We start from the raw sequence: 7,069 nt of genomic DNA on the forward strand, positions 1-7,069 counted from the left end.
TTTTTTTATGAAACAATTAGCAAATGCTACCAAACAAGACTTAGATATTATTTCTAAAATAGAATTTAAAGATAATAAATACCATCCTAAGAGTAAAGAAGAATTGCAAGTATTGATTAAGTATGAAGATATATCACTAGATACTATAAATACAAGTGCTATTACTGATATGAGTGTATTGTTTAAGGGTAGTAATAGAAAAGACTTTAGTGGTATAAATACTTGGGATACAAGCAATGTGCACGATATGAGTGAAATGTTTAGAAATTGTTATAATTTCAATCAAGCTTTAAACTTTGATACATCAAATGTAACTAAGATGGATTCTATGTTTTATGATTGTTTTAATTTCAATCAGCCTTTAAACTTTGATACATCAAATGTAATTGATATGAGTTTTATGTTTTATAAGTGCAAAAACTTTAATCAAACTTTAAACTTTGATACAAGCAATGTAACTAACATGTGTTTTATGTTTAATACTTGCATAAATTTCAACCAAGTTTTAAATTTTAATACTTTAAAAGTGATTAGCATGAAATCTATGTTTAAAGATTGTTATAATTTCAATCAAGCTTTAAATTTTAATACTAGTAATGTAACTGATATGAGTTATATGTTTGAAGATTGTTTTAATTTTAACCAAGCTTTGAGCTTTGATACAAGCAATGTAACTAATATGGATTCTATGTTTAGCAAATGCGAAAACTTCAATCAGCCTTTAAGTTTTAATACTAGTAATGTAACTGATATGAGTGATATGTTTGCTGAGTGTAAAAATTTTAATCAACATCTAGATTTTAATACAAGCAATGTAGTAAATATGAGTGCTATGTTTTATGGCTGTTATAATTTTAATCAGCCTTTAAGCTTTGATACAAGTAATGTAACTAATATGGATTCTATGTTTAGATATTGTTTTAATTTTAATCAGCCTTTAAACTTTGATACAGGCAATGTGTGTGATATGAGTCGGATGTTTAACAAATGCGAAAACTTCAATCAGCCTTTAAGTTTTAATACTAGTAATGTAACTGATATGAGTTATATGTTTTCTAATTGTTCTGATTTCAACCAACCTTTAAACTTTGATACAAGAAATGTAACTGATATGAGTAATATGTTTTATAAGTGCAAAAACTTTAATCAAACTTTAAATTTTAATACTAGTAATGTAACTGATATGAGTGGGATGTTTGGTGGTTGTGAAAATTTCAATCAACCTTTAAACTTTAATACAAGTAATGTAACAAATATGAATTATATGTTTAATAACTGCTCTAGTTTAACGCATAAACCTAATTTTGATATGAGTAATGTAAAAGAGCAAGAAAATATGTTTGAAGGTTGCGATAAACTAGGCAAATAATCACTAAATTTCGTTTGTTTAAGTATTTTCTAGTATTTCAAACAAACGAAATTTCTAATTCAAATTCTTCTAATTTTTAAAAGAATTTGAATTAGGAATTTGATTAAGGATATTTGATGAAAAAATATAAGCCAATTACTAAAAGTGAGTTAAAAAAGCTAATTAATAACGAAAACATAAATTTAAGCGATATAGATACAAGCTTAATTATTGATATGAGTGAATTATTTAAAGGTAGTGCTAGAAAAGACTTTAGTGGGATAAATGACTGGGATACTTCAAATGTAATTAATATGAGAGGAATGTTTGAATATTGTATAAATTTAAATGAGGTTTTAGAAATAGATGCTAGCTCTCTTTTAAATACTCATAAAATGTTTTTTGGTTGTATCAATCTAGATTTAAGAAAAATCAAATTAGAAAAATTAAATATTTTAAATTTTATACAATGTAGTGCAATGTTAACAGGGTGTAAAAATATAAGTGAGTTTATATTAAATCATATTTCTTTTGAATACCACAATGGTAAAATATTTCCTAAAAACAAAGCAGAACTTGAGTTTATATTAAACAATAGTGATATTCCTTTAAATTTGTTTGATACTAGTAAATTATATGATACTAATTTGATATTTTGCTCTAGCGATAGGACTGATTTTAGTGGGATAGAGACTTGGCAGGTTTTAAGTAAAAATACTTTTGTAAATTCTTTAATCAGCGATAAAGAATTAGCCAAATATACAAAAATCATCAAATCTAAAAATAGTAAAAAATCAAGCAAATACAAATATAAACCTAAAACCACAGATGAACTTAAGCAACTAGTAGAAAATTTGCAAATAAAACTAAATGAGATAGATACATCTTTGATTACTGATATGAGTTATTTATTTGAATCTTCTAAAAGAAAGACATTACAAGGTATAGAAGCTTGGGATACATCTAATGTAACAAGTATGAAAAATATGTTTGATAGTTGTAAAATAAGAGATTTTTCAGCAATAAATAAAATAGATACTAGTAATGTAGTTAATATGTCTTATATGTTTCGTGGTTGTAAGTATTTTAATCAAGCTTTATTTTTTGATACTAGCAGTGTAATAGATATGAGTTTGATGTTTTGTGATTGTAAAAACTTCAATCAGCCTTTAGATTTTGATACATCAAATGTAACCGATATGGGTCATATGTTTAGAGACTGCAAAAATTTTAACCAGTCTTTATATTTTGATACAGGAAATGTAACAAATATGAGTTATATGTTTAATGGTTGTGAAAATTTTAATCAAGCTTTAAACTTTGATACAAGCAATGTAACCGATATGGGTTATATGTTTAATGATTGTTTTAATTTCAATCAACCTTTAAACTTTGATACAAGCAGTGTAACTAATATGAGCTGGATGTTTTCTGATTGCGAAAATTTTAATCAAGCTTTAAACTTTGATACAAGTAATGTAACAGATATGAGTTATATGTTTTCTGATTGCGAAAATTTTAATCAAGCTTTAAATTTTGATACAAGAAATGTCACTAATATGGATTGTATGTTTTATAAATGCGAGAAATTTGATTTTATTAAAATGATTAAAAATGAAGATTTTATGATAAAAATAGCTTATGAGATAAATGTAGCAAAAGAATATGTGCTAAATAATAATTTGATAAAAAAGGTAGCAAACAAATACCAACCAGCTAATAAATACGAACTAAAAGTTCTAGTTTATACAGATGGAATTAGTCTAAATGATATTGATACAAGTTTAATCACTGATATGAGTGAGCTTTTTAAACATAGTAAAAGAACTGATTTTAGCGGAATAAACACTTGGTATACAAGTAATGTAATAGATATGAGTTATATGTTTAATTGTTGTTTTAATTTCAATCAAGCTTTAAGCTTTGATACAAGCAATGTAACATATATGCAAGGTATGTTTGATGATTGCATATCATTTAATCAACCTTTAAACTTTGATACAAAAAATGTAGTAAATATGAATTATATGTTTTATAGTTGTAAAAAATTCAATCAAGCTTTAAGCTTTGATACAAGCAAAGTAGTAGATATGAGCTGGATGTTTAATGGCTGCGAAAACTTCAATCAAGCTTTAAGCTTTGATACAAGCAATGTATCTAATATGCGTCGTATGTTCTATCATTGTTACAATTTCAATCAAGCTTTAAACTTTGATACAAGAAATGTAACCAATATGAGTTATATGTTTTTGAATTGCGAAAATTTCAATCAGCCTTTAAGCTTTGATACATCAAATGTAACTGATATGAGTGCTATGTTTAGTTATTGCGAAAATTTCAATCAGCCTTTAAACTTTGATACAAAAAATGTAACTAATATGAGTCAGATGTTTTATAAGTGCAAAAACTTTAATCAAACTTTAAATTTTAATACTAGTAATGTAACTGATATGAGCTATATGTTTTCTGATTGTTCTAATTTCAATCAACCTTTAAACTTTGATACAAGCAATGTAACAAATATGCGCTCTATGTTTAGAGGGTGTAAAAATTTCAATCAAGCTTTAAGCTTTGATACTTCAAAAGTAGTTAATATGAGTTCTATGTTTAGTGATTGCAAAAATTTTAATCAACCTATAAGTTTTAACACTAGCAAAGTAACTAATATGAGTGAGATGTTTAGAAAATGCAAAAACTTCAATCAACCCTTAAACTTTAATACAAGCAATGTAATTAATATGAGTGTTATGTTTTTTAACTGCTCTAGCTTAACGCATAAACCTAATTTTGATATGAGTAATGTAAAAAAGCAAGAAAATATGTTTGAAGGTTGCGATAAGCTAGAAAAATAAACTTAAATTTCGTTTGTTTGAGTATTTTCTAGTATTTCAAACAAACGAAATTCCTATTTTAAATTCCTTTTTTAATTTTCATTATTTACTTAAATAATTCAAAAAACTTTCATAAAACACAAATATTTTTCTAAAGACATATCGTGTCTTTGCAGATTGCTATCATTAAGACAATTTATTTTATTATGAAAGGATTTTTATGAAAACATTAAAAAAGGCAAGTAAAAAAGACTTAAATACTATATCTAAAATAGAATTTAAAGATAATAAATACCATCCTAAGAGTAAAGAAGAATTGCAAGTATTGATTAAGTATGAAGATATATCACTAGATACTATAAATACAAGTGCTATTACTGATATGAGTGTATTGTTTAAGGGTAGTAATAGAAAAGACTTTAGTGGTATAAATACTTGGGATACAAGCAATGTAACTAGTATGAATTCTATGTTTTATGGTTGTAAAAAATTCAATCAGCCTTTAGATTTTGATACAAGCAATGTAACTGATATGAGTTATATGTTTGAAGATTGTTTTAATTTTAACCAAGCTTTGAGCTTTGATACATCAAATGTAACCGATATGAGCCATATGTTTTGGTATTGCAAAAAATTTAATAAACCTTTAAAATTTGATACAAAAAATGTAACTGATATGAGTAGTATGTTTTCTGTTTGTGAAAATTTCAATCAGCCTTTAGATTTTGATACAAAAAATGTAACTGATATGGGTGGTATGTTTAGTAATTGCAAAAAATTTAACAAACCTTTACAATTTGATACAAAAAATGTAACTGATATGAGTGATATGTTTGCTGAGTGCTATAATTTCAATCAGCCTTTAAACTTTAATACTAGTAATGTAATTGATATGAGTTTTATGTTTTATAATTGTTTTAATTTTAACCAAACTTTGAGCTTTGATACTTCAAAAGTAGTTAATATGAGCCATATGTTTTATGGTTGTGAAAATTTCAACCAAGCTTTAAATTTTGATACAAGTAATGTAACAGATATGCAAGGTATGTTTGATGGTTGTGAAAATTTCAATCAGCCTTTAAACTTTGATACAAAAAATGTAACTAATATGAGTTATATGTTTAGTTGGTGCGAAAGCTTCAATCAGCCTTTAGATTTTGATACAAGTAATGTAACTAATATGCGTTCTATGTTTAGTAGTTGTAATAACTTCAACCAGCCTTTAAACTTTAATACAAGTAATGTAACCGATATGAGTCGGATGTTTAGTGTTTGCGAAAATTTCAATCAAGCTTTAAACTTTAATACAAGTAATGTAACAGATATGCGTTCTATGTTTAGTAGTTGTAATAACTTCAACCAGCCTTTAGATTTTGATATATCAAAAGTAGTTGATATACAAGGTATGTTTAATGGATGTGAGTCATTTGATTTTATTAAAATGATTAAAAATGAAGATTTGATGATAAAAATAGCTTATGAGATAAATGTAGCAAGAGAATATATGCTAAATAATAATTTGATAAAAAAGGTAGCAAACAAATACCAACCAGCTAATAAATATGAATTAAAAGTTCTAGTTTATACAGATGGAATTAGCCTAAGCGATATTGATACTAGTTTAATCACTGATATGAGTGAGCTTTTTTATAAAAGTGATAGAAAAGACTTTAGTGGGATAAATGAATGGGATACTTCAAATGTAACTGATATGAGTTTTATGTTTTGTATTTGCAAAAACTTCAATCAGCCTTTAAGCTTTGATACAAGTAAAGTAGCTAATATGTGTGAAATGTTTAGTACATGCAAAGATTTTAATCAACCTTTAGAACTTGATACAAGAAATGTAACCAATATGAGTTATATGTTTTGGGATTGCAAAAACTTCAATCAGCCTTTAAGCTTTGATACAAGCAAAGTAACTAATATGAGTAAGATGTTTAGATATTGTTCTAATTTCAATCAGCCTTTAAACTTTGATACAAAAAATGTAACTGATATGTCTAGTATGTTTGATAGTTGTCGTAATTTCAATCAGCCTTTAAACTTTGATACAAAAAATGTAGTAAATATGAGTTATATGTTTGATAGTTGTCGTAATTTCAATCAGCCTTTAGATTTTGATATATCAAAAGTAGTTGATATACAAGGTATGTTTAATGGATGTGAGTCATTTGATTTTATTAAAATGATTAAAAATGAAGATTTGATGATAAAAATAGCTTATGAGATAAATGTAGCAAGAGAATATATGCTAAATAATAATTTGATAAAAAAGGTAGCCAACAAATACCAACCAGCTAATAAATACGAACTAAAAGTTCTAGTTTATACAGATGGAATTAGCCTAAGTGATATTGATACTAGTTTAATCACTGATATGAGTGAGCTTTTTAAGGATAGTAAAAGAAAAGATTTTAGAGGGATAAATGAGTGGGATACAAGCAATGTAACTGATATGAGTTTTATGTTTTATAATTGTGACAATTTCAACAAAGCTTTGAATTTTGATACAAGCAATGTAACTAATATGAGCCATATGTTTTATGGTTGTGACAATTTCAACAAAGCTTTGAATTTTGATACAAGCAATGTAACTAATATGAGCCATATGTTTGATGATTGCATATCATTTAATCAACCTTTAGAACTTGATACAAGAAATGTAACCAATATGAGTTATATGTTTTGGAATTGCAAAAACTTCAATCAGCCTTTAAGCTTTGATACAAGCAAAGTAACTAATATGAGTAAGATGTTTATATATTGTTCTAATTTCAATCAGCCTTTAAACTTTGATACAAAAAATGTAACTGATATGTCTAGTATGTTTGATAGTTGTCGTAATTTCAATCAGCCTTTAAACTTTGATACAAAAAATGTAGTAAAT

The 7,069-nt window shown here is 25.9% G+C and carries 3 protein-coding genes; all 3 read left to right on the plus strand.

Translation table 11 applies throughout. The annotated features are described in order from the left end of the window. The first annotated feature begins 7 nt into the window (after window positions 1-7). Complete coding sequence (locus NY022_RS04935) at window positions 8-1,369, plus strand: BspA family leucine-rich repeat surface protein (RefSeq protein ID WP_267524035.1); 1,362 nt, start codon at window positions 8-10, stop codon at window positions 1,367-1,369. Between the two features lie 116 nt (window positions 1,370-1,485). After that, window positions 1,486-4,200: a BspA family leucine-rich repeat surface protein gene (locus tag NY022_RS04940; protein ID WP_267524037.1), complete on the plus strand. Its 2,715-nt coding sequence runs from the start codon at window positions 1,486-1,488 to the stop codon at window positions 4,198-4,200. Between the two features lie 199 nt (window positions 4,201-4,399). Then, a partial coding sequence (locus NY022_RS04945) for a BspA family leucine-rich repeat surface protein (protein ID WP_267524039.1) occupies window positions 4,400-7,069 on the plus strand: 2,670 nt, incomplete at its 3' end.

This window comes from Campylobacter sp. MG1 (genome assembly GCF_026616895.1).
Classification (GTDB): Bacteria; Campylobacterota; Campylobacteria; order Campylobacterales; family Campylobacteraceae; genus Campylobacter_E.